Source organism: Halomonas sp. LC1, from assembly GCF_030247125.1.
GTDB lineage: Bacteria > Pseudomonadota > Gammaproteobacteria > Pseudomonadales > Halomonadaceae > Vreelandella.
In genome coordinates this window covers 253,547-274,114 of sequence record NZ_JASSPG010000008.1, presented here as the reverse complement: position 1 = coordinate 274,114, position 20,568 = coordinate 253,547, and the positions used below count along the sequence as shown (strand labels likewise).

Sequence of the window (20,568 nt, the reverse complement as noted above, 5' to 3'; positions counted from 1 at the left end):
GTCACCCTCATCGGCAAGCGCCCACATGAATTACCTGATCAAATTGTTAAAGAGCTGTTTCGCTGTGCGGGCTCGATGACCTGAACCGTGTTGCTTCAGCGAGGAAGGCTTATTTTACGCATTCCGTGGTGTTTGTCAACCGCTGTTTTCAGCGGGTGAAGCGAGCGATCCAACCAATAACAGGACGGCGCTAACTTCCTGACAAACCAGAGGTTTTTCAACCTCCTTCACCGCTGGTAACGCTTGGCGTCCCCGGCAGCGGATGCGTACTTTACGGATTCGCGGCCGGGTTGGCAAGGGCTAATGTGAAAAAGTTTTCAGAAAGTTCAAACAAGGGTCACGCGAGCGTAACGCTTCTTGCCCGCTTGAATCACATACACTTTACCAGTGGCGAGCATGGTGTCTTGAGCAACGACCTCACCATCCACTTTGACACTGCCGTTTTTCAGCATGTCTTTCGCTTGCGCGCTGTTTTTGGTCAGCCCAGAGCGGTTGAGCACGGCTGCAATCGGCGCCTGCTCGCCACCCTCGAAATCGACCTCTACTTCCGGTAGGTCTTCCGGCAACTCACCATCGGCCAGTTGGTTACCCGCCGACTTGTGCGCATTCGCGGCGGCTTCATCACCGTGGTAACGAGCGATGAGTTCACGAGCCAGCTCCATTTTCACATCGCGAGGATTCGCACCCTGCTCGACACTCTGCTTCAGCGCCTCGATCTCTTCGTTCGATTTCAGCGAGAGCAGCTCGAAGTAACGCCACATCAAGCTGTCGGGCATGGAGACCAGCTTATTGAACATGGAACCCGGTGCTTCATCCACGCCCACGTAGTTGCCAAGCGACTTGGACATTTTCTGCACGCCGTCCAGACCTTCCAATAACGGCATAGTAATGACCACCTGGGGCTCCTGACCGAAGTGCTTCTGAATCTCGCGCCCCATGAGCAGATTGAATTTCTGGTCGGTACCGCCCAGTTCCACGTCGGCTTCCAGCGCGACCGAGTCGTACCCCTGCACCAGCGGGTAGAGGAATTCATGAATGGCGATGGACTGGTTGGCTTTGTAGCGCTTTTCAAAGTCATCGCGCTCCAGCATCCGCGCTACAGTACTTTGCGCGGCCAGCTCGATCATCTTGGCGGCACTTAGCTCGCCAAACCACTCGGCGTTGAAGCGCACCTCGGTCTTTTCTGGATCGAGGATTTTGAACACCTGCTCTTTATAGGTTTCTGCGTTCGCCTTGACGTCGGCTTCGGTCAACGGCTTGCGGGTAACGTTTTTACCGGTCGGGTCACCAATGCGGCCGGTGAAATCCCCAATCAAAAAGATAACGGTATGACCAAGATCTTGGAACTGGCGCATTTTGGTCAGCAGTACGCTGTGACCCAGGTGCAAATCAGGTGCCGTAGGATCAAACCCTGCTTTAATACGCAGCTTGCGACCGGACGCGAGCTTTTTACGCAGCTCGTCTTCTACCAGGATTTCATGCGTCCCCCGCGACAGCAGCGCTAACGCCTGATCCACCTCACTCATTGCCTCTCTCCATGTACTATGTGCCGTTAAAGGCGTTTAAATAATCAATAGTGGGCGATGTTATCACGCTCCACCGCCTTGGTTGAGCCTTCACCCCGTTTTGGATGACCCGCATGATGAAAACCTCGCACCCTTCGTCACCCGCTTACTATATTGGCTTAATGTCTGGCACTAGCCTGGACGGTATTGATGCCGCCCTAGTCTCTATCACTCCTGGCATGCCGCCTAAGCTATTAGCCACGGCTGCCGTTGCCATGCCCGATACGCTGCACGCGCAGCTACTGCACCTTTGCCACGCGCCAGCAGCGCGCTTTGCCGAACTGGCCGCCGCCGAGGATGCCTTTTGCCGCCTCCAGGCCCAGGCCGTTACAGCACTCTTAACGGAACAGGGGCTCGTCCCGGCTCAGATTACGGCGATTGGCAGCCACGGCCAGACGATTGAGCACGCGCCGCAAGGTCACCAGGGTGGTCCGGCGTATACGCTACAGCTAGATAACCCGAGCCTGCTGGCAGAATTGACGGGGTGCACGGTGGTGGCCGACTTTCGCCGCCGGGACTTGGCCGCTGGCGGCCAAGCAGCGCCTTTAGCACCCGCCTTCCACCAAGCGCTGTTTGGGCAGCGCCCAGGCGAACAGCTCGTGCTGAACCTGGGCGGCTTTGCCAATCTTACGTGGCTTCCTCAAGAGCAGGAGCGCGCCGTGGTGGGCTTCGATACCGGCCCGGCGAACGTGCTGCTGGATGCCTGGTTTGCCAAGCATCACACCGGGCGATTTGATGAGAACGGCACTTGGGCGGCCAGCGGGCAAATCGACCAAGCGCTGCTCGCCCGCCTGCTGCAAGAACCCTTTTTTCATCAGCCGCCGCCGCGCAGCACCGGGCGCGAGCTGTTTCACTTAGCGTGGTTGAGCGACCACCTCACTGGCGACGAAGCCCCCCGTGATGTTCAGGCAACGCTGGCCGAACTGACGGCGGTGAGTGTCGCGCAAGGGGTGGCCCAACTGCCGCTAAGCCAGCCCAGCGCCACGCTACTGGTGGGCGGTGGCGGTGCTCACAATGCCTATTTGATGGAAAGGCTAGCCGTGCACCTGCCCAAGGTCACGCTGCTCTCCCCCGCTACGCTGGGCTGGCCAGAGGATTGGATTGAAGCAGGAGCCTTTGCCTGGCTCGCCCACCAGCGCCTGCACGGGCTACCCGGCAACTTGCCTTCCGTGACAGGCGCCAGCGGCCCGAGGGTGCTGGGCGGTATTTATGCCCCCTAGCGGCGAAGGCCGTCAATAATCGTCACCGTCGCGCAGGGCAAGATGGGGCGGCACCTGCGCGTCTAACGGCTTACCGCTGGCAGCGGCGTCGCCCTGCTTGATCATCAACCGCAGGTCGTTGGCGGAATCCGCATGGGCCAGCGCCACTTGCTGGCTGACTTGGCCCGCTTGATAAAGCGCGTAAAGCGCCTGATCGAAAGTTTGCATCCCCGCGTCGCGGGAGCCTGCCATGGCCTGCTTTAATTCATCAATACGCCCTTTTCGGATCAGATCCACCACCCGTGGCGACGAGAGCAGAATCTCGATCGCCGCGCAGCGGCCACCCTGCTGAGTAGGCAGCAGCTGCTGTGCAACCACGGCACGCAGATTCAGCGACAGATCCATCAGCACCTGCTCGTGCCGCTCATGGGGAAAGAAGTGAAGGATACGCTCCAACGCCTGGTTGGCGTTGTTGGCGTGCAGCGTCGCCAAACAGAGATGTCCGGTTTCCGCGAAAGTGAGGGCGTGCTCCATGGTCTCGCGGGTACGCACTTCACCAATCAAGATCACATCCGGCGCTTGGCGTAGCGTATTTTTCAGCGCCACCTCGAAGGTCTCCGTATCCACCCCTACTTCGCGCTGATTAACGATGCCTCGCTGATGCGGATGCAAGTACTCGATGGGGTCCTCAATGGTGATGATGTGCCCACCGACTGAGGCGTTGCGCTCCTGAATCATTGCCGCCAGAGTGGTGGATTTCCCCGTTCCCGTGCCGCCCACCACCAGCACCAGCCCGCGTTTGGCATTGGCCAGCGTCGCTAACTGGCTAGGCACGCCAAGCGCGCTGAGGGTCGGAATGGTCTGCGCAATACGGCGCACCACCATGGCGGGCTCGTTGCGCTGTTGGAAGGCGCTTACCCGAAACCGCCCCGCACTCTCCAGGCTTAGGGCAAAGTTCGCCTCGTGCTCCTCATGAAATCGCTCCCGCTGCTTCTCGGGAACCGCATTCAGCACCAGGCTGCGCACCTGGCTAGAGGAGAGCGGCTGGCGCCCCAGCGGCATCAGCCCCTTGGGCGTTTTCAAGCTGGGCGGCGCGCCCACCGAAATCAGCAGGTCCGATGCCTGCTGCTCGACCATGATGCCCAGCAGTTGGTGCAGCCACTGGGTCGCGGTCATACCGCTGGCTGACTCACTCATCGCGTCTATTATCCTTGTGCCGCCTTACTCATCTTTTAACGTCAGCGTGCCTTTAGCCCTTACTTGGGCTTCCTCCATACTCACCACGCCCTCTTTAACCAGCTTGGCGAGCGAGGCATTCAGGGTCTGCATTCCCAGTGCGCCGCCGGTCTGGATAGCGGAGTAGATCTGCGCCACTTTATCTTCGCGAATGAGGTTACGCACCGCAGACGTGGCAATCAGGATCTCGTGGGCCGCCACGCGTCCGCCACCCTGACGCTTCAACAACGTTTGCGAGACAACCGCCTGGAGCGATTCAGACAGCATCGAGCGCACCATGGATTTCTCTTCACCGGGGAATACATCAATAATCCGGTCGATGGTTTTCGCCGCGGAAGTGGTGTGCAGGGTGCCGAATACCAAATGCCCCGTTTCAGCAGCGGTCAGCGCTAAACGGATCGTTTCGAGATCGCGAAGCTCGCCGACCAAAATCACGTCCGGGTCTTCGCGCAGCGCACTACGCAGCGCCCCAGAGAAGCTATGGGTGTCGCGGTGAACCTCCCGCTGATTAATCAGGCAGCGCTTGCTGGTGTGCACAAACTCCACCGGATCTTCGATGGTCAGAATATGCTCGAAGCGCTGTTCGTTGATGTAGTCGATCATCGCCGCCAAGGTCGTGCTTTTGCCCGATCCCGTGGGCCCGGTCACTAGCACTAATCCCCTGGGTAGCATCGAAAGGCGCTGGAACACCTCGCCCATGCCCAAGGTGTCCATGGAAAGCACCTTATTGGGAATGGTACGGAACACCGCCCCCGCCCCGCGTGCCTGGTTAAAGGCATTGACCCTAAAGCGCGCCACGCCCGGCACTTCAAACGAGAAGTCCGCTTCTAAGTGCTCTTCGTAGTCGCGGCGCTGCCGATCGTTCATGATGTCGTAGATCAGCCGCCGAACGTCGCTGTTCTCCATGGCGGGCACATTAAGCCGACGAATATCGCCATCAACACGTATCATGGGAGGCAGACCCGCCGAAAGGTGCAGGTCGGATGCATTCTGCTTTGCCGAGAATGCCAGCAGTTCGGTAATATCCATCTCTCTTTCCCAGCTGCGGTAAGGTGCTTGAGTATGACAGACAACGCGCTCCCCGAGTCACTTGCATCTGCGCGTGAACGCCTGCGCCGGGCGCTTGAGGATGCCGGACGCTCGCCCACCAGCGCCACCCTGCTGGCAGTGAGCAAAACCAAGCCCGCCGAGATGCTGCGCGAAGCGTGGCAGCACGGCCAGCGCGAGTTTGGTGAAAACTACCTGCAAGAGGCGCTGGATAAACAAGCGGCACTTGAGGATCTTGACGGCATTGTGTGGCACTTCATTGGCCCGCTGCAATCGAACAAGACCCGCGCCGTGGCCGAGCAGTTTGCCTGGGTACACAGCGTTGACCGATTAAAAATCGCCAAACGCCTGAGCGAACAGCGCCCGGCAGCGTTACCACCGTTAAACGTCTGCCTGCAGGTCAATATTAGCCGCGAGGCATCGAAATCCGGCGTGCTGCCGGAAGACGCCTTAGCGCTGGCCCAAGAGATTGCCGCCCTGCCAGGCCTCGCCCTGCGCGGGCTGATGGCGATTCCCGCCCCGGCGGAGACGCTAGAAGCACAGCGCCAGCCGCTGGCAGCGCTGCGCCAGCTCTTGGAAGAGCTCCAGACGGCACTGCCTGAAGCGCCGCTGGATACGCTCTCGATGGGCATGAGCGACGATTTAGAAGCGGCTGTCTTAGAAGGCGCCACGCTGGTACGTTTAGGCACCGCCATTTTTGGCGCTCGGGGCTAACTACGGTTCACACAGCACGCGGCTCACACAACACACGGTTTACTTTACACGCTGCAAGACGCAGCCATTTGCGAAAAAGGATACCCCCATGGCGAGCAAGATCACCTTCATTGGCGCAGGCAATATGGCCTGTGCCATTATCGGCGGCCTGATCGAAAGCGGTGTCTCACCTAGCGACATCACCGCCACGGCCCCCAACGAAAGCGAACTGGCTCCGCTCGCGGCGCGCCTGGGTATTCATACCCACACCGACAACAGTGCAGCGGTTAACGGTGCAGATGTGGTCGTGCTGGCGGTCAAACCGCAGATCATGCGCGGCGTTTGTGAAGCCCTGCGTGAAAGCGTTCAGCAGCAGGCGCCGCTGGTGATGTCCATTGCTGCTGGCCTGGATGCTAACACCATCGACCAGTGGCTGGGCGGCGGCAACGCCCTGGTGCGCTGCATGCCCAACACCCCGTCACTGGTCGGTATCGGCGCCAGCGGCCTGTACGCCAACGCGGCGGTCAGCGATGCCCAGCGCACCCTCGCCACCCAGCTCATGGAAGCAGTGGGCATTGTCGAGTGGGTCGAGGAAGAGCGTTTACTGGATGCGGTGACCGCGGTTTCCGGCAGCGCCCCGGCTTACTTCTTCTTGATGTTTGAAGCCATGGAAGAGGCCGCCGTGAAGCTCGGCCTGCCTGCTGAAACCGCCCGCCGCTTGGCCATTCAAACCGCCTTGGGGGCCTCCACTATGGCCCAGCGCAGCGACAAAGACCCGGCTACCTTGAAGCAGAACGTGATGTCACCCGGCGGCACCACCGAGCGCGCTATTGCGCATATGGAAGAGGCGCACCTGCGCACGATCATCGCCGACGCCATGCAGGCCTGCGCCGAGCGCGCCGATGCCATGTCCAAAGAGCTCAGCGGACACGAGTGAGTCGCACACCGCTAACGAGCCGTGAATGACGCCATAAGAACGATATGTTTGAGGAGAAGCCGCAATGGGAAGTCAATTAGGCAGCGCCGGATTAATGCTGGTGAACTCGCTGATCAATATTTATCTGTTTCTGTTGATGCTGCGCTTTTTGCTGCAGGCATCCCGGGCGGATTACTACAACCCGCTCAGCCAGTCGGTGGTCAAAATCACCCAGCCAGTCGTGGGGCTGTTCCAAGGCTTTTTAGGGCCGGTCGCCGGTCGCTTTGACCTTGCCACTCTGGCAGCCGGTTTCGTGCTGAAAGTCGTCAGTATGATTGCCATTTTCATGGTGATCGGCGTGGGCATGCCGCCCGTTGCAGGGTTGCTGATTGCCGGGGTGGCCGCGCTGGCCAACGCCATCTTGAAGATCTACTTCTTTGCCATGATCGTGATGATCATTCTGAGCTGGGTCGCGCCGAATGCCAGCCACCCCGGCGCACTGCTGGTGATGCAGTTGGTCGAGCCGATCATGGCTCCAGTGAGAAAAGTGATTCCGCCGCTAGGCATGATCGATCTTTCACCAATCGTGGTCTTTATCGCCATCAACCTGGTAGACGGCGTTGTGGTGGGCTCGCTGATTCGTGCAGCAGGCATTTCGGGGGCACTCGTAGGGCTATAACGCGCCTATCGATGCAACGAACGCCCCGAGCTTACTTTTTGCAGGACTTATTTTTGCAGGACTAGCGCTTTCGATGCCTGATTCAGACACTCTTGCTTATGACGACCGGCCAGCGGACTCCGTTGGCCTTGTGACCCCTCACGTGGTTAAGTTTGATACGCCGCTGCCGCTTGCCTGCGGCAAGACGCTGCCGGAGTACGAACTGATCTATGAGACCTACGGCACGCTGAACGCCGAGCGCTCTAATGCGGTGCTGATTTGCCACGCGCTGTCGGGGCATCATCACGCTGCGGGCTATCACACCGCTGATGATCGCAAACCTGGCTGGTGGGATGCTCATATCGGCCCCGGTAAATCCATCGACACCAATCGCTTTTTCGTGGTGTCGCTGAACAACCTGGGCGGCTGCCACGGCAGTACCGGCCCGGTGAGCCATAACCCGGACACCGGCCGCCAGTGGGGCCCTGACTTCCCCGTGGTGACAGTGAGCGATTGGGTCACCAGCCAAGCGCGTCTCGCCGACCATCTGGGCATCGAGCGCTGGGCAGCGGCAGTGGGCGGCAGTTTGGGCGGCATGCAGGTGCTGCAGTGGACGATCACCTACCCCGAACGGGTCGCCAATGCTGTCGTCATTGCGGCCACGCCGCGCCTCTCGGCGCAGAACATCGCCTTCAACGAGGTCGCCCGCCAAGCCATCCGCTCAGACCCGGAGTTCTTCGACGGTTGGTACGCCGAACACGACACCGTGCCCAAACGGGGGCTAAAGCTGGCCCGCATGGTCGGACATATCACCTATCTCTCCGAAGACGCCATGGGCAGCAAGTTTGGCCGCGACCTGCGCAGCGATGATTTGAACTTTGGCTTCGACGTCGAGTTCCAGGTGGAGTCGTACCTGCGCTATCAGGGCGATACCTTCTCGACCGCCTTCGATGCCAATACCTACCTGCTAATGACCAAAGCGCTGGACTACTTCGACCCGGCGGCCAGCTGCGACGGCGATCTTGCCTGCGCCCTGGCACCGGCGCAGTGCCCCTTTTTGATCGTCAGCTTTACCACCGACTGGCGCTTCCCGCCGTCGCGCTCCCGGGAGTTGGTGGATGCGCTGACGCGCGCGGGCAAATCGGTGAGCTATGCCAACATTGAATCGCCCCACGGGCACGATGCCTTCTTATTGCCGGAACCGCGTTATCAAGCGCTGTTCAGCGCCTTTATGGGCCGCGTCGCACGAGAGCAGCACATCGACGCCGCAGGCGCGGAGGAAACACGCTAATGCGCACGGATCTTGAACTGATTTACGACTGGGTTCCCCAAGGTGCACACGTTTTGGATCTCGCCTGCGGCGACGGCATTCTGCTGGAGCGGCTGGCCCAAGAGAAAGGTGTGACCGGCTATGGGTTAGAGATCGACCCCGACGGCATCACCCAATGCGTGGCACGCGGCGTCAACGTGATCGAGCATAACCTGGATGACGGCCTGGGCAGCTTCTGCGATAACAGCTATGACCAGGTCATCATGACCCAGGCGCTGCAAGCGCTGCGCCGCCCGGACAAGATGCTCGATGAAATGCTGCGAGTAGCCGAGGAGGGAATCATCACCTTCCCTAACTTCGCCTACTGGCGTCATCGCATTCACCTGGGGTTACGCGGCTACATGCCGGTGTCAAAATCGCTGCCCCACGCGTGGTACGACACCCCCAATATCCACCTATCGACGTTTAACGACTTCGAGCACCTGTGCAAAGAGAAAGGGCTGGTGATTGTTGACCGCGCCGTGGGCGTTGGCGACCACAAGGGGCACTGGACCTCGAAGTGGTGGCCGAATCTGTTTGGTGAAATCGCCATTTTCCGAGTGCGCCGACGCGCCTAATACCGCACTTACCTCACCCATGAGAGGAGACACGCTATGGCTATTGCGACACTGCGACGCTTTCCACTGCTGCTAGTGCTGCTGGGGACACTGCTCAGCGCCACCCAGGCAGCGGCAGAGCAGATGGTGCGAGTGGGCGAATACGAGATCCACTACAACGCCATCGAAACGCGCTTTCTCACTCCAGAAGTGGCGCAGGCAAACAGTATCCAGCGCAGTATCGGGCACGGTTTGGTGAATGTGAGCGTGCGCGAGCGCCAGCCGGATGGCTCCACACAACCGGTCAACGCCAGCGTTGAGGGCTATGTTAGCGACCTCACCGACACCCGCGAGCCGCTCAGTTTTCGCACCGTTCACGATGGCGATGCCACCTACCATCTTGCCACGTTCACCCTGCGCCAAGACGAGCCGATGCGCTTCAATCTCGACGTGCGCTACGACCGCAATGAAAACCCCGAGCCGGTGAGTTTTATCCAGCGCTTCTATATCGAACGCTAAACCCGTACCGGTAGCGCCCGCGCCAGGCGGGCCGCTACCGGTACACTCTGCTGCCACTCCACCCTCACGCCATACGCCACTACTTCCACACCCGCGTTCACCGCATCACTTAACGCTGCCGCATAGGTAGGGTCGATATGAGTCGCCGGTGCCACGTCCGCAATCCCCTCATGGGCCACGCAAAACAGCAGCACTGCCCGCTCGCCCTGCTCGGCCAGCGCCGCCAACGTGTGCAAATGCTTGGTACCACGCACGCTCACGGAGTCGGGAAAGTAGCCGTGACCATCCGTCTCTTTCAGCGTGACCTGTTTGACTTCCACGTAGGCGGCGCCCTTTTCAGGGTCATCCAAGCGAAAATCGAGCCGCGCTTCGCCTACCTTTACCTCACGCTTTAACGTTTGATAGCCCGTAAGAAGTGCTATTTCGCCTGCATTAATCGCGGCTTCGACCAAGCCATTCGCTCGCCCGGTGTGAACCGATACCAGCGCCGTTTCACCATCTGGCTCGGGTAGCTCTATCCACTCCCAGGTCCAGGCCAGCTTGCGTTTGGGGTTATGACTGGGCGAGAGCCATACCCGGCAGCCGGGCACGTTCACCGCCTTCATCGAGCCAGTATTCGGGCAGTGAGCCACCACTTCCTCACCACTATCCAGGCGCACATCGGCTAGAAAGCGCTTATAGCGGCGCAGCAGCGTGCCGGGCACCAGCCCTGGATAGGTCATCATAAGCGGCTCACAAAGCGTGCGATGCGCACCACCGCCTCCTGCAGCCGTGCTACATCGTTAGTAAACGCGATGCGCACATGGTGCTCGCCGCCCTGTACGGCAAAGTCGATACCCGGCGTGATGGCGACGTTCTCCTCCACCAACAGGCGCTCGCAGAAGGCTTGGCTGTCGCGACTGTAGCGGGAGATATCCAGCCAGAGATAGAACGCCCCCTGGGGCGGTAGATCCGGCGCAAGCCCTAGCTCGGCCAAACCATCCAGCAGCACTTGGCGGCGCTGCTTAAGAGTGGCTCGCCGGGTTTCCAGAATATCCCGGCACTCCGGGGTAAACGCTGCCAGCGCCGCGTGCTGGGAAGGCGTTGGCGCGGCGAGGAACACATTTTGTGCCAGCCGAGTCAGCGGCTCGACAGCCTGCTCCGGGGCGACCAGCCACCCCAAGCGCCAGCCGGTCATGCCGAAGTACTTGGAGAAACTGTTCACCACAAAGGCATCATCCGACAATGACGTGGCCGACAGCGGCACGTCGTCGTAATTCAGCCCCTGGTAAATCTCATCGACGATGATATCGCCGCCCTTGGCCGCCACCGTGTCGATCACCTTCGTGAGCGCCGGGGCCTCCAGCGTATGCCCGGTCGGGTTTGAGGGGCTGGCCAGCATGGCTAAACGCGTCTTGGCCTGCCAATGCTGCTCGATCAGCGGTGCGGTGAGCTGCCAGCCGGTGTCGCGCCCTACCGGCACGGCGTCGACCTCGGCCCCTGCCAACGCCATGAAGTGGCGGTTGCATGGGTAGTTTGGGTCGGCCATGAGCACTCGGTCGCCGCTCTCGACGAGCAGCTGGCTGGCCAACAGCAGTGCGCCAGACGCCCCGGGGGTGACCAGAATACGGGCGGGATCCACCGTGGCGTTGAAGTGCTCGGCGTAGTGCCCCGCAATGGCCTCACGCAGCGACGCCAAACCGGCTGCGGGGGTGTAGCGCGTTCTGCCTTCGGCAAGCGCCTGCTGCCCGGCGGCGACGATGGGAGCGGGCGTTGCGAAATCGGGCTCGCCCACTTCCAGGTGAATCACGTCATGACCTGCCGCTTCACGCGCCTGAGCCATTTCCAATAAGTGCATTACGCGAAAAGGCGCAACGTGATCGACACGCGAATTCCAGGCCATAACGGCTCCTTCACCTAGCAGTAGTTAAACCATGACCCAGGTCGCACAAGATGTGGGACCATGGTCGAAAGCGCACTATTATGCTTGCATCGCGCGCAATTTTCAGCTAAACAAGCATCCCTTTGGCGTGAGATCGTGACACACGCTCATGGTCGATCAGCAGTCACATACGTAAGGGGCACTCCCATGCCAGTAGCGGAAAAGAAACCGGAAGCGTCCAAGTCCTTCACACCGTATGAGCCGGCACCGGGTGAAGAGTATATGAATGAGAAGCAGCTCGCGCACTTCCGCCAGCTGCTTCTGGACTGGAAACAGGACCTCATGGAAGAGGTGGATCGTACCGTACGCCACCTGCAGGAAGATGCTAACAACTACGCCGACCCCGCCGACCGCGCCACGCAAGAAGAGGGCTTTAGCCTGGAATTGCGCACCCGGGATCGCGAGCGCAAGTTGCTGAAGAAGATCAACGAAACCATCGAGAAGATCGATGATGACGACTACGGCTTCTGCGAAGCCTGCGGCGTGGAGATCGGCATTCGTCGCTTGGAAGCACGCCCCACCGCCACACTGTGCGTCGACTGCAAAACCTTGGCCGAGCTGAAAGAGAAGCAGCTAGGCGGTTAAGCACCCTGCCATCCGGCTAAGACGATGGCCGACAGCGGGCACCCTTGAGGTGCCCGTTTTTGTTTGTCATCTTGTGTGCTTCTCACCGCTTGACCGTTTTCACGCACGGGTTGCCATGACCGCCACCGCTCACTATCGAGGGCGCTTTGCCCCCACCCCCTCCGGGCCACTTCATCTTGGCTCGCTGGTTGCCGCGCTCGGCAGCTATTTGGATGCCCGCGCTGCGGGCGGCCAGTGGCTGCTCCGGATCGAAGACATCGACCCACCACGCTGCCCAGAAGGCGCGGACAGCACCATCTTGCGCCAGCTAGAGGCCTTCGGCCTGACATGGGATGGGGAGGTAATATGGCAACGCCATCGTCATGATGCCTACCAGCAAGCCCTGGACCAGCTCATCGATCAGGGGCTGGCGTATCCATGTAGCTGCTCACGCAAGCAGTGGCAGGCTTACGATATTTACCCCGGCTGGTGCCGAGACGGTGTGCGCGATGCCAGCAAGCCGGTCGCATGGCGGCTGCGCAGCGACCTCGCCAAACGCCCCGTCGGCTGGCACGACCGGCTATTCGGCGAGCAGCGCTTCGATCCCACCGAGCTGGGCGATGTCGTGTTAAAACGCAAAGATCAACTATGGGCCTATCAACTTGCGGTAGTCGTGGATGACGCCCATCAGGGCATCACCGATGTCGTACGGGGGTACGACCTGCTGGATAACACGCCTTGGCAGCAGCAGTTACAGGCAGCGCTACAGCTGCCCACGCCGCGCTACCTGCATCTGCCGCTGGTAGTCACGGCGGACGGCCAAAAGCTCTCCAAGCAAAACCTCGCCCCTGCACTGGCCGAGGAGAGCCGCGGTATTCGTCGCCAGCTATTTCAGGCGCTTCAACTCCTCGACCAGACCCCGCCACCGGCTCTAATCGATGAAGCGCCGAGTGTGCAGCTACGCTGGGCCATCGAGCACTGGTCGGTGGCCCAGCTGGCCCCGCAGGCCCACCGCTCTTCGCCACCGGAGCCGTAAGATGTACGTTTACCGCATCATGCTATTTCTTGTCTTTGGCGGGTATCTTCTCTCCCCGCTGTTCATGGATGGCTGGGCTGACCCGAGCGTGGCCTGGTACCGCCCGTTTGCCATTTGGGGGGTCCTGATTGCCCTGACGCTATGGCTCGAGCAGAAGAGGAAGTTGGATGAACGCTGAGTTAGTAGGCGTCGTATTACTGGGGCTTGGCTATCTTGGGCTGCTGTTTGGCTGTGGCATGGCCGTCGAGCGGGGCTGGGTGCCGGTGCGCATTACTCGCCACCCGATGGTGTATACCCTAGCGCTCGGCGTATACGCCAGCGCCTGGGCCATCTACGGCAGCATCGAACTCGCCGCGAATGCCGGGTTTGGCTACCTCGCTTACTACCTAGGGCCAGCGGGAGCTTTCTTACTCGCCCCTGTGCTGCTAGTACCGATTCAGCGCATTACCCGCACTTACCAGCTCTCTTCACTGGCGGATCTATTCGCCTTTCGCTACCGCTCCCGCTGGGCGGGAACGCTGGTGACGCTCTTGAGCCTGCTCGCCGTGCTGCCGCTGCTGGGCATTCAGGTGCAAACCTTGAGTGACGCCGTGCAACTACTGACCGGCAGTCGCTACAGTGCTGCGGTAGCGCTGCTGTTCTGTGGCATCATTGCCGCCTGCGCCGTGCTGTTTGGCGCCCGCCACAGTCATCGGCACCGCCACGATACGCTGCTGAGCGTGATTGCCTTCGAATCGGTGATCAAACTCCTGGCCATGCTCGGGCTCGGTGCCATTGCCTTGTGGTGGGTGTTTGATGGGCCTCAAGACTTACAGCGCTGGCTGGAAGGCCCGGGCGCGGCACTCCAGAGCGCCACCCCACAGCTCGAAGCCCCCCAATGGCGCACGCTTCTGCTGCTGTTTTTCGCGGCGGCCTTTATGATGCCGCACCTGTTTCAGATCACCTTTGCCGAAAGCCTCTCTCGCCATACCTTGCTGCAAGCCAGCTGGACGCTACCGCTCTTTTTGCTCTTGATGGCGCTACCGGTGCCGATGATCCTGTGGGCGGCGCAGTCGGCCAACGAGAGCGTACCGCTGGCCGCTTACGCGGCGTACCTGATGACCGAGCACTGGTGGGTCGGCGCGCTGGCGTTCATTGGGGGCTTGGCGGCCGCCAGCGGCACCATGATGATGATTGCGCTCGCGCTCTCCGGCATGGTACTGAACCACATCGTGCTGGTCGCCCGTCCGCCAGAGGCGCGTAGCGACCTCTACGGCTGGCTGCTGTGGCTGCGCCGGGGGCTGGTCGGGGCCGTGATTGTCGGTGGCTGGCTGTTTGCCGAAAGCGTCGGGCGCTATCACTCCCTGACGAACCTCGGGTTGGCCGCGTTCGTGGGCATGGCGCAGTGTTTGCCGGGCCTTCTAGCACTGCTCTATTGGCCGGGTGCCAACCGCAAAGGCATGATTGCCGGCCTTATCGGCGGTATTGGCGTCTGGCTATGGGGATTATGGCTACCGCTGCTGTTCGATATCGCCCTTCCCGCACTGCCGTTCACTCTGTTGATGCCCGCCGATGCACCCGCGTGGTACAACGCCACGCTGATCTCGCTGGCGGTGAATATCGTCTTGCTGATCGTGGTGTCGCTGTTTACGCGCATCTCCGAGGGCGAGCGCTCGGCGGCGGAAGCCTGCTCGGTGGATGCGGTCATCCGCTCGAAACGCCTACCGCTGGAAGCCGCCACGGCGGGGGATTTCCCCGCCCACTTGGCTCAGGCACTTGGCGATGAAGCCGCCAGCCGCGAAGTGGACCGCGCCCTGAAAGCGCTCAACCTGACCCCGCAAGAGCGCCGACCCTATGCGCTGCGCCGTTTACGTGACCGTATTCAGGCCAACTTATCAGGGCTGATGGGGCCGTCGGTGGCGCGGGATATCGTCGACCGCTACCTGCCCTACCGCCACGACGATGCTCCTGTCACCGACGACATCCACTTTGTCGAGAGCCGCTTAGAAGCCTACCGCTCGCGTCTCACCGGGCTTGCCAGAGAACTCGACGGGCTGCGCCGTCACCATCGGCAAACCCTGGCCTATCTGCCGGTGGGGCTGTGCGTGTTAGGCGACGACGATGAGCTGCTGATGTGGAACCAAGCGCTCTCCCAGCTCTCTGGCATCAGCGGCGATAGCGTGATCGGCTCCCGGCGCGACAGCCTGCCGCCGCCCTGGCCCACGCTACTGGGCAGCGTGCTGAACGCCAGCCAAACGCCGCTGTACAAACAGGCGGTCACGCTGCACGGCAAAGACTACTTTTTGACGCTGCATAAAGCGGTGCTCCGCGGCCACGATAGCCGCGGCGGCAGCGTCATTCTGGTCGAGGATCACACCGAGATGAAATGGCTGGAGGAGGAGTTGGTGCACGCCGCGCGGCTCGCCTCCATTGGCCAGCTTGCCGCTGGGGTCGCTCACGAGATTGGCAACCCGATTACCGGCATCTCATCGCTGGCGCAAAACCTGCGCTACGACACCGACGACCCGGCGCTTTTGGAAACCGCCGACCAAATTCAGCAGCTCACTCAGCGGGTGACTAAAATCGTCAACTCACTGGTGGGCTTTGCCCATGGCGGACGCCCGGCACTGCCGCTTCCTGCCGCCCCAGCCTCGCTGAAAACGGTCAGCGACGACGCCCTGCACTTGATCCATTTAGCCCGCTCGGGGGAGGATGTCACCTTTACCAATCACTGCCCAAGTGACATTGTGGTGAGCGGTGATGCTCAGCGTCTAACCCAAGTCATGGTAAATTTACTGAGCAACGCCAAGGATGCTTGCTCCCCCCAGGGAACGGTGCTAATTGAGGCAGGCACTCAGGCCCGCCACGCTTGGTGGCGCGTCGTTGACGACGGCCATGGGATCGACCCCAGCGTCAAACACCGCCTGTTCGAACCGTTCACCACCACCAAACCGGCGGGTGAAGGCACCGGACTTGGGCTATCGTTGGCGTATCAAATTATCAATGAGCACCAAGGCAAAATAGAGGTCGCTTCGCCACCTCCCGGAAAGCCTCGCGGCACGGCCATTACGCTATGGCTACCGCTTTACCAACAGGATGATCACTTGCCCCATGCCCAGGATACTGATTGTTGAAGATGAAGCGATTATTCGCAGCGCGTTAAAGCGCTTACTGGAACGTCATCACTACAGTGTCAGCGAAGCGGCCAGCGCCGAAGAGGCCCGCACGCAGCCACTCAGCGACTTTGACCTCATCATCAGCGACCTGCGCCTGCCGGGGGAGCCGGGCACGACGCTCATTGAGCTGGCGGCCCCCGCTCCGGTACTGATCATGACCAGCTACGCCAGCATGCGTTCGGCGGTGGATGCGCTCAAGCAGGGCGCGGTCGACTATGTCGCCAAACCCTTCGACCACACCGAGCTTCTGGAAACCGTCGAGCGTATTCTGCACAAGCAGTCGATGCAGCAGGGCACGCCGCCGGATGTCACCGACGAGGGCGGCGGCCGTCAAACCATGATTGGTGACTGTACCGCCATGCAGGAGGTGTACACGCGCATCCGCAAAACCGCGCCTGCGGACGTCACCGTGCTCATCCAAGGCGAATCTGGCACTGGCAAGGAGCTGGTCGCGCGCGCCATCCATCAGCAGAGCAAGCGCGCCAAAGCGCCGCTGATTTGCGTGAACTGCGCGGCGATTCCCGAAACGCTGATCGAATCCGAGCTGTTTGGTCACGAAAAAGGCGCCTTTACCGGCGCCAGCGCGGCGCGCACCGGCTTGGTCGAAGCCGCCGACGGCGGCACGCTCTTTCTGGATGAGATTGGCGAGCTGCCGCTGGACGCCCAGGCGCGATTGCTGCGGGTACTGCAAGAGGGCGAGATCCGCAAAATTGGCTCCGTGGAAACCCGCCATGTGAACGTGCGCCTGATTGCCGCCACTCACCGTGACCTGCGCGCGCTTTCCAAAAGCGGCGAGTTCCGGCTTGATTTGTACTACCGGCTGAACGTGATGCAGATCGCCCTGCCACCGCTGCGCGAGCGCGAAGACGACGTACTCAAAATCGCTGACATCCTGCTGGAAAAGGCCTGCAAGCGCCACGAACGCCCAGGACTACGGCTCTCCAGAGCGGCCCGCCAGGATCTACGCGACTACCCCTGGCCCGGTAACGTGCGCGAGCTGGAAAATGCGCTAGAGCGCGGCGTGATTCTTGCCGAAGGCCATTTGATTCATCCCGACGATTTAGGGCTTGGTCCGGTCACCAACCGTTCTCACCCGCCAGCGCCCAGCGCGGCTCCATCCCCCAGCGAGACTGCGGCGACCATCGACGAAGACGACCTCTCGCTGGAAGACTACTTCCAACATTTCGTGCTGGAACACCAGGATCAAATGAGCGAAACCGAGCTAGCGCAGAAGCTAGGGATTAGTCGTAAAAATTTGTGGGAGCGCCGCCAGCGGCTGGGCATTCCGAGAAAGAAAACCGCTCGCCGACAAAGCTAGCCCCCATAAGAGCGGTCAAGACGTTAGTCATTGACCGTAAGACTAACGTCTAATAGATTGATTTACCTGAGAAATATCCAAAAATCGTTACCCAACCACTGTTACCTTCCCACACAATGACACGCAAAATAGCCGCTAAAATGGGTAACACTTTCTCTTCCAAATAGTTCCCTGGCCTACCCAAAAATCGCCAAACCACTGAAATACATGGGGTATCAAATGAGTGGCACGGCGAGTGCACTATTACTAGGCAAGAAGAACAAACTGGGCAGCGCGGTAAGTCGCTAACAAGAACAACATGACACCGCCCCGACCTGAGCCAAAACAAAAACAACAGGGCCAGGTAGAGATAACGGCACGAATAAGAACAACAGGCTTGAGTCTCATTACTTGCATGCGCAGCACAAGGCCACTAAGCGGAGCCATGCAACAAAGCGCAGCGAACAATAACAACAGTCAGCAAGTGCCCAAATAAGGACGCGACGTACACAAGGGTCTGCACCCAAACAACAACAATAGCAGCATACGTGTACACCCCCGGAGCCAATAACAACTCGCCGGGAGAGAAAAGTTCGCGGTTGGATTATTGTTTTGAATACGAGGCGGTCGGAATCAGAGTGGTTCTTTACGCCTGCCGACTGCGGTGCGTATTCAGGGCGATGTGCCATCATGAATAAAAACAGCAGCATGGACGCTGATTGTCTGCTTTATAGGGGAGGCTCACGTAGCCTCCCCTTTCCGCGTTTATGGGCACCCATCGACGCTCTGGTCGGCGGCTCTTTGCATACCGCTCTTTGCAAGCCCCAGGGGGTCGGATACACTCAACCCCTTACCGTCCTCCATACGGTCACGTTTTTCGAACCCGTTTTCGCTACACTGCGAGTCGACATCGCCGCATGTTTAAAGGATTTACCCGTTTATTACATAGTCCGGGAGAGCACTTGAAATCCCTGCTCGATTCCCCAGAGAGCGCCTCCGATGCGCCCAGCCCTCGTATTATTCCGCGCTCCGAGCATCCCGTTTCTCGTCAGCAAATCAGTGAAGCCGCGCTCAAGGTGCTGTACCGCCTCAATGGGGCTGGTTTCGATGCCTATCTTGTCGGTGGCTGCATTCGCGACGCACTGCTGGGCAAAATGCCGAAAGACTTCGATGTTGCCACCAACGCAACGCCCGAGCAGGTGCGCGACCTATTTCGCAACTCACGCCTGATTGGCCGCCGTTTCCGCATCGTTCACGTGCGCTTTGGCCGCGAAGTCATCGAGGTAACCACCTTCCGTGGTAAACCCCAGGACGAGCACGGCGACCATATCGCTCACCAGTCGGACGATGGCCTGCTGCTGCGGGACAACGTATGGGGCAATATCGAAGAGGACGCGCTGCGCCGCGACTTCACGGTCAATGCGCTCTACTACAACATTGCCGATTTCACGATCCATGATTTTGCCAACGGGGCGCGGGACATCGAATCACGCACGCTGCGGCTGATTGGCGACCCCGCGACCCGCTACCGTGAAGACCCGGTACGGATGCTGCGCGCGGTTCGCTTCGCGGCCAAGCTCGACTTCACCATCGAGCCTGCCACCGAAGCGCCCATGTACGACCTCGCGCCGCTGCTGCTGCAAATTCCGCCAGCACGCCTGTTCGATGAAGTGCTCAAACTCTTCATGTCCGGCCACGGGCTAATCACTTTCCGCCTGCTGAGCCACTACAACCTGTTTGGCATGCTCTTTCCAGAAGCGGAAGAGGCCATGGCCGACGCCGCCTGGGCAGAGGAACTCATCGAGCAGGCGCTCGCCAATACCGACAAGCGCATTGCCGACGACCGCCCGGTCACGCCCGCCTTCCTGCTGGCGGCTTTTTTATGGGCTCCCGTGGTGCATCGTCAGGCCGAGCTCGAGCGCGAGGGCATGCCTGCCGTGCCCGCCCTACAAACCGCCGCTCAGCAGGTCGTATCGCGCCAGCTTCAGCACACCTCCATTCCCAAACGGTTTGGCATCCCCATGCGCGAAATTTGGGAGCTGCAGGCACGCCTGCCGATGCGCCGGGGCAAGCGCGCGTTCCAAACCCGTGAACATCCGCGCTTTCGCGCCGCCTTTGACCTGCTGATACTACGTGAGCAGGCGGGCGAAATTCCTCGCGGCCTTGGCGACTGGTGGGATGCCTTCCAGAAAGGCGACGATCACGAACAGCGTCGCCTGTTGCAAAAGGTTGGCAGCGACCCGGCCAGCCAAGGCGACCGCCGTCGTAAAAAGCGCCGCAAACCGCGGAAGGCAAACAGTGAATAACGCCGTTCGTTGCTATATCGGCCTTGGCAGCAACTTAGAGAATCCCATTGGGCAGGTGCAGCAGGCGCTCCAGGAATTGGCCGCCTTGCCGTTGTCACGGCAAGTGGCCAGTTCGTCGCTCTACGCCACGGCGCCCATCGGCCCTCAAGATCAGCCGGACTTCATCAATGCCGTCGCCTGTTTGGAGACACGTCTATCGCCGCTGGCGCTCCTCGACCAGCTACAGGCGCTGGAGCAGCGCCATCGGCGGCGGCGGTTACGCCACTGGGGGCCACGCACGCTGGACCTAGATGTGCTGCTTTACGGCGAACATATCCTGCAGCACCCCCGCTTGACCGTACCTCATGGGCAGATGCACGCCCGCGCTTTCGTACTCGTACCGCTGGCAGAGGTCGCCACGGCGCTTCAGCAGCCCATCACGCTGCACCAGCAACCGCTCGAAGCGTGGCTGTCGCGCCTCAATACGAGCGATATTCGGCACTTAAGTGCTACCGATGTCACCGCCACTGCTACCATCTGACACAAATCTCGACACCACGCCCCCAATCAGGTAACAATTGCCGGTTACGCCACATCGCGCAGGCAGGGAC

The 20,568-nt window shown here is 60.4% G+C and carries 19 protein-coding genes; 14 read left to right on the top strand and 5 right to left on the bottom strand.

The annotated features are described in order from the left end of the window. Positions 1-326: 326 nt before the first annotated feature. Positions 327-1,526, bottom strand: a complete 1,200-nt coding sequence (gene tyrS / locus QIT27_RS14780) for a tyrosine--tRNA ligase (protein WP_253019158.1) — start codon at positions 1,524-1,526, stop codon at positions 327-329. Positions 1,527-1,642: 116 nt separating this feature from the next. Between tyrS and QIT27_RS14775 the strand changes: the two genes are divergently transcribed. Next, positions 1,643-2,785, top strand: a complete 1,143-nt coding sequence (locus QIT27_RS14775) for an anhydro-N-acetylmuramic acid kinase (protein ID WP_285264247.1) — start codon at positions 1,643-1,645, stop codon at positions 2,783-2,785. Positions 2,786-2,797: 12 nt separating this feature from the next. Here the strand turns inward: QIT27_RS14775 and QIT27_RS14770 are convergent, their stop codons facing one another. Together QIT27_RS14770 and QIT27_RS14765 are read right to left on the bottom strand one after the other, a co-directional pair. Next, positions 2,798-3,961 carry a PilT/PilU family type 4a pilus ATPase gene (locus QIT27_RS14770; protein WP_285264237.1) on the bottom strand — a complete coding sequence of 388 codons (1,164 nt, stop codon included), beginning with the start codon at positions 3,959-3,961 and terminating at the stop codon, positions 2,798-2,800. A gap of 24 nt (positions 3,962-3,985) precedes the next feature. Next, positions 3,986-5,029 (bottom strand): type IV pilus twitching motility protein PilT, encoded by a 1,044-nt coding sequence (locus QIT27_RS14765; protein WP_159340820.1) that lies wholly within the window; start codon positions 5,027-5,029, stop codon positions 3,986-3,988. Positions 5,030-5,062: 33 nt separating this feature from the next. Between QIT27_RS14765 and QIT27_RS14760 the strand changes: the two genes are divergently transcribed. The 6 genes from QIT27_RS14760 to QIT27_RS14735 all read left to right on the top strand — a co-directional run bounded on the left by QIT27_RS14760 (position 5,063) and on the right by QIT27_RS14735 (position 9,699). After that, complete coding sequence (locus tag QIT27_RS14760; protein WP_285264236.1) at positions 5,063-5,761, top strand: YggS family pyridoxal phosphate-dependent enzyme; 699 nt, start codon at positions 5,063-5,065, stop codon at positions 5,759-5,761. An 88-nt stretch (positions 5,762-5,849) separates the two neighbouring features. After that, on the top strand, positions 5,850-6,677 hold the full coding sequence (gene proC / locus QIT27_RS14755) for a pyrroline-5-carboxylate reductase (protein ID WP_285264235.1): 828 nt from the start codon (positions 5,850-5,852) through the stop codon (positions 6,675-6,677). A gap of 64 nt (positions 6,678-6,741) precedes the next feature. Then, entirely contained in the window at positions 6,742-7,335 is a 594-nt protein-coding gene (locus tag QIT27_RS14750) for a YggT family protein (RefSeq protein WP_285264234.1), read from the top strand. 73 nt (positions 7,336-7,408) lie between these two features. Further along, positions 7,409-8,605 (top strand): homoserine O-succinyltransferase MetX, encoded by a 1,197-nt coding sequence (gene metX / locus QIT27_RS14745; protein ID WP_285264233.1) that lies wholly within the window; start codon positions 7,409-7,411, stop codon positions 8,603-8,605. Beyond that, complete coding sequence (gene metW / locus QIT27_RS14740) at positions 8,605-9,201, top strand: methionine biosynthesis protein MetW (protein ID WP_159340815.1); 597 nt, start codon at positions 8,605-8,607, stop codon at positions 9,199-9,201. The genes metX and metW overlap by 1 nt, the downstream gene beginning before the upstream one ends. Positions 9,202-9,237: 36 nt before the next feature. Continuing rightward, entirely contained in the window at positions 9,238-9,699 is a 462-nt protein-coding gene (locus QIT27_RS14735; protein ID WP_285264232.1) for a DUF4426 domain-containing protein, read from the top strand. Here QIT27_RS14735 and sfsA read toward each other — a convergent pair. Both sfsA and QIT27_RS14725 read right to left on the bottom strand, forming a co-directional pair. After that, on the bottom strand, positions 9,696-10,424 hold the full coding sequence (gene sfsA, locus QIT27_RS14730) for a DNA/RNA nuclease SfsA (RefSeq protein ID WP_285264231.1): 729 nt from the start codon (positions 10,422-10,424) through the stop codon (positions 9,696-9,698). The genes QIT27_RS14735 and sfsA overlap by 4 nt on opposite strands. Continuing rightward, positions 10,421-11,581 carry an aminotransferase class I/II-fold pyridoxal phosphate-dependent enzyme gene (locus QIT27_RS14725; RefSeq protein ID WP_285264230.1) on the bottom strand — a complete coding sequence of 387 codons (1,161 nt, stop codon included), beginning with the start codon at positions 11,579-11,581 and terminating at the stop codon, positions 10,421-10,423. Before QIT27_RS14725 ends, sfsA begins: the two co-directional genes overlap by 4 nt. Before the next feature lie 186 nt (positions 11,582-11,767). On the opposite strand from QIT27_RS14725, the gene dksA reads away from it, so the two are divergent. The 7 genes from dksA (at position 11,768) to folK (ending at position 20,498) form a co-directional block, all read left to right on the top strand. Then, entirely contained in the window at positions 11,768-12,205 is a 438-nt protein-coding gene (gene dksA / locus QIT27_RS14720; RefSeq protein WP_139527987.1) for an RNA polymerase-binding protein DksA, read from the top strand. Positions 12,206-12,320: 115 nt separating this feature from the next. Then, positions 12,321-13,220 (top strand): tRNA glutamyl-Q(34) synthetase GluQRS, encoded by a 900-nt coding sequence (gene gluQRS, locus QIT27_RS14715; RefSeq protein ID WP_285264229.1) that lies wholly within the window; start codon positions 12,321-12,323, stop codon positions 13,218-13,220. 1 nt (position 13,221) lies between these two features. Further along, positions 13,222-13,398 carry a hypothetical protein gene (locus QIT27_RS14710; protein WP_167520868.1) on the top strand — a complete coding sequence of 59 codons (177 nt, stop codon included), beginning with the start codon at positions 13,222-13,224 and terminating at the stop codon, positions 13,396-13,398. Further along, positions 13,388-16,333 carry an ATP-binding protein gene (locus QIT27_RS14705; protein ID WP_285264228.1) on the top strand — a complete coding sequence of 982 codons (2,946 nt, stop codon included), beginning with the start codon at positions 13,388-13,390 and terminating at the stop codon, positions 16,331-16,333. Before QIT27_RS14710 ends, QIT27_RS14705 begins: the two co-directional genes overlap by 11 nt. Continuing rightward, on the top strand, positions 16,311-17,693 hold the full coding sequence (locus QIT27_RS14700) for a sigma-54-dependent transcriptional regulator (protein WP_285264227.1): 1,383 nt from the start codon (positions 16,311-16,313) through the stop codon (positions 17,691-17,693). Before QIT27_RS14705 ends, QIT27_RS14700 begins: the two co-directional genes overlap by 23 nt. A gap of 896 nt (positions 17,694-18,589) precedes the next feature. Beyond that, on the top strand, positions 18,590-19,978 hold the full coding sequence (pcnB, locus tag QIT27_RS14695) for a polynucleotide adenylyltransferase PcnB (RefSeq protein ID WP_159340809.1): 1,389 nt from the start codon (positions 18,590-18,592) through the stop codon (positions 19,976-19,978). Continuing rightward, on the top strand, positions 19,971-20,498 hold the full coding sequence (gene folK / locus QIT27_RS14690; protein WP_285264226.1) for a 2-amino-4-hydroxy-6-hydroxymethyldihydropteridine diphosphokinase: 528 nt from the start codon (positions 19,971-19,973) through the stop codon (positions 20,496-20,498). The genes pcnB and folK overlap by 8 nt, the downstream gene beginning before the upstream one ends. Positions 20,499-20,568 lie beyond the last annotated feature (70 nt).

Bases quoted from the DNA above. Each gene is read 5' to 3' on its own strand.
- tyrS (WP_253019158.1), bottom strand. From the start codon at position 1,526: ATGAGTGAGGTGGATCAGGCGTTAGCGCTGCTGTCGCGGGGGACGCAT.
- QIT27_RS14775 (WP_285264247.1), top strand. From the start codon at position 1,643: ATGAAAACCTCGCACCCTTCGTCACCCGCTTACTATATTGGCTTAATG.
- QIT27_RS14770 (WP_285264237.1), bottom strand. From the start codon at position 3,961: ATGAGTGAGTCAGCCAGCGGTATGACCGCGACCCAGTGGCTGCACCAA.
- QIT27_RS14765 (WP_159340820.1), bottom strand. From the start codon at position 5,029: ATGGATATTACCGAACTGCTGGCATTCTCGGCAAAGCAGAATGCATCC.
- QIT27_RS14760 (WP_285264236.1), top strand. From the start codon at position 5,063: ATGACAGACAACGCGCTCCCCGAGTCACTTGCATCTGCGCGTGAACGC.
- proC (WP_285264235.1), top strand. From the start codon at position 5,850: ATGGCGAGCAAGATCACCTTCATTGGCGCAGGCAATATGGCCTGTGCC.
- QIT27_RS14750 (WP_285264234.1), top strand. From the start codon at position 6,742: ATGGGAAGTCAATTAGGCAGCGCCGGATTAATGCTGGTGAACTCGCTG.
- metX (WP_285264233.1), top strand. From the start codon at position 7,409: ATGCCTGATTCAGACACTCTTGCTTATGACGACCGGCCAGCGGACTCC.
- metW (WP_159340815.1), top strand. From the start codon at position 8,605: ATGCGCACGGATCTTGAACTGATTTACGACTGGGTTCCCCAAGGTGCA.
- QIT27_RS14735 (WP_285264232.1), top strand. From the start codon at position 9,238: ATGGCTATTGCGACACTGCGACGCTTTCCACTGCTGCTAGTGCTGCTG.
- sfsA (WP_285264231.1), bottom strand. From the start codon at position 10,424: ATGATGACCTATCCAGGGCTGGTGCCCGGCACGCTGCTGCGCCGCTAT.
- QIT27_RS14725 (WP_285264230.1), bottom strand. From the start codon at position 11,581: ATGGCCTGGAATTCGCGTGTCGATCACGTTGCGCCTTTTCGCGTAATG.
- dksA (WP_139527987.1), top strand. From the start codon at position 11,768: ATGCCAGTAGCGGAAAAGAAACCGGAAGCGTCCAAGTCCTTCACACCG.
- gluQRS (WP_285264229.1), top strand. From the start codon at position 12,321: ATGACCGCCACCGCTCACTATCGAGGGCGCTTTGCCCCCACCCCCTCC.
- QIT27_RS14710 (WP_167520868.1), top strand. From the start codon at position 13,222: ATGTACGTTTACCGCATCATGCTATTTCTTGTCTTTGGCGGGTATCTT.
- QIT27_RS14705 (WP_285264228.1), top strand. From the start codon at position 13,388: ATGAACGCTGAGTTAGTAGGCGTCGTATTACTGGGGCTTGGCTATCTT.
- QIT27_RS14700 (WP_285264227.1), top strand. From the start codon at position 16,311: ATGCCCAGGATACTGATTGTTGAAGATGAAGCGATTATTCGCAGCGCG.
- pcnB (WP_159340809.1), top strand. From the start codon at position 18,590: ATGTTTAAAGGATTTACCCGTTTATTACATAGTCCGGGAGAGCACTTG.